Below are 1836 nucleotides of genomic sequence, written 5' to 3' on the forward strand. Positions count from 1 at the left end.
GAGGCTGGGACATAACTAGCCAAAAATAGTAAATAAAAAGGTTCCAAGCAATAAAAAATTTGCTTGGAACCTTTTTTTGTAGAGTTTCTCCCTCTCCCGGCACTATTTTGCCGTTCATGGCGGCGTTTTTTCTCAAATTCACCGCCATTAATGCAAAGGCTAATTCATTCTTCACTTTCTGTTTTCCCCTGACGGAAAAACGAGTGAAACCCAAATTAGCCTTCAGAAAACCAAACGCTGGTTCGACATCCGTTTTACGTTTTCCGTAAATCTCACCAGTTTTTTCGTCTGAAAGCTTCGTACGCACATATTCTTTTTGGGACTCCCACTTTTCATTAATGTAGACTTTTCGGTTGTTCCCTTCTTTTGCTTTCGTGCATAAATCGCGGAGTGGACAGCCCGAACAGTCCTCACATTCGTACACTTTAAATTCACGGGTGAATCCGTACTTGTCTGTTCGTTTGGAATGATGGCTAAACTGTACTTTCCGTCCATTTGGGCACAGAAAAGTATCTTCGTCCTCATTATATTCCCAATTATCTACATGAAAAGCGTTGTCCTTATGCTTCTTTTTCTTCTCCTTTCGATACTGATTGTATGTAATAAGGGGCGTTCGATTTCGATTCTCGATGATATCTTCATAATTCTGTTCACTGCCATATCCTGCATCCGCGACAATGTGTTCCGGCAGTTCGAAAAAGTTTTCTTCAATCGAGTCGAGAAAAGGAATTAAGGTGCGTGTATCTGTCGGGTTTGGGAAAACATCATAAGCGAGCGCGTACTGACCTTCCGTCGCAATCTGGACATTGTAACCAGCTTTCAATTGACCGTTCTTCATGTAGTCGTCCTTCATACGCATAAACGTCGCTTCCGGGTCCGTCTTTGAATAACTATTGCGATCACCGAAAATTTCCATATCGCTTTGATACTTTTGTTTGCGAGCGATGAAATCCATAAATTGCTTCCGAGATTGTTTTGGTAATTTGCGTTCGGAACGGAGCTTTTTCCGTTCACTCCCAACTTCTGATGCTTCAATCTCCTTATTATATCCCTCGATTTTCTCGTCTAACTTTTCGACTACTTCTTCCATTTCTTTGACGGAAAGTTCTTCTTCTTTTTCTCGCTCTATTGCCGGGATGATCTCCTTTTCTAACAGCTCATCATACAGTTGATTGGACTTTTCAATTAGCTTATCACTATATCTTTCAACGGATTTCCGCCACACAAAGGTGAACTTATTTGCGTTCGCTTCGATTTTTGTACCATCAATAAAAATTGCTTCCTCTTCAATCAATTCCTTTTCCACGAGCTGATTTCGGAACTGGACAAAGCATTCGCGTAGTATGCCTTGAATGAGTGGATTAGAACGGAAACGATTGATGGTGCGATAGCTGGGTTCATGCCCTTGAGCCAACCACATCATGCGGATACTATCTTGTAATAAAGCTTCTATTTTACGACCAGAAAACACAGATTGTGTATACCCACACAAAATGATTTTCAACATCATGCGAGGATGGTACGCAGGACGTCCGGTTTGTCGTATGAAGTCCTCCAAAGCCTCTTCCGGAATACTCTCGACAAGATCATTGATCGCAAAGGCAATATCGTTTTCTTTCAACTTAATTTCTAAATCTAGCGGCAAAACTACTTGATTCATGGTATAATGTTTAAACATAAGGACACCTCCAAAATTATTGTTTGGTCACTTTAATTTTATCAAAAGGTGTCCTTTTTGTTTACTAAAATAGCGACAAAAAAAGGCGTGGGGTCTACACTTTTTAAGTGTAAGCCCCAACGCCTTAATTTTATTTACTGGAGTTTTGTCCCAGCCTC

The 1836-nt window shown here is 40.6% G+C and carries 1 protein-coding gene; it reads right to left on the minus strand.

Going from position 1 to position 1836, the window contains the following annotated elements:
- Window positions 1-1678: IS1182 family transposase (locus tag KI363_RS21470; protein ID WP_246516996.1), on the minus strand; the 1678-nt coding region annotated here is incomplete at its 3' end.
- Between the last annotated feature and the right edge of the window lie 158 nt (window positions 1679-1836).

Origin of the sequence: Lederbergia ruris, from assembly GCF_018332955.1 — a bacterium.
Classification (GTDB): Bacteria; Bacillota; Bacilli; order Bacillales; family Bacillaceae_C; genus Lederbergia; species Lederbergia ruris.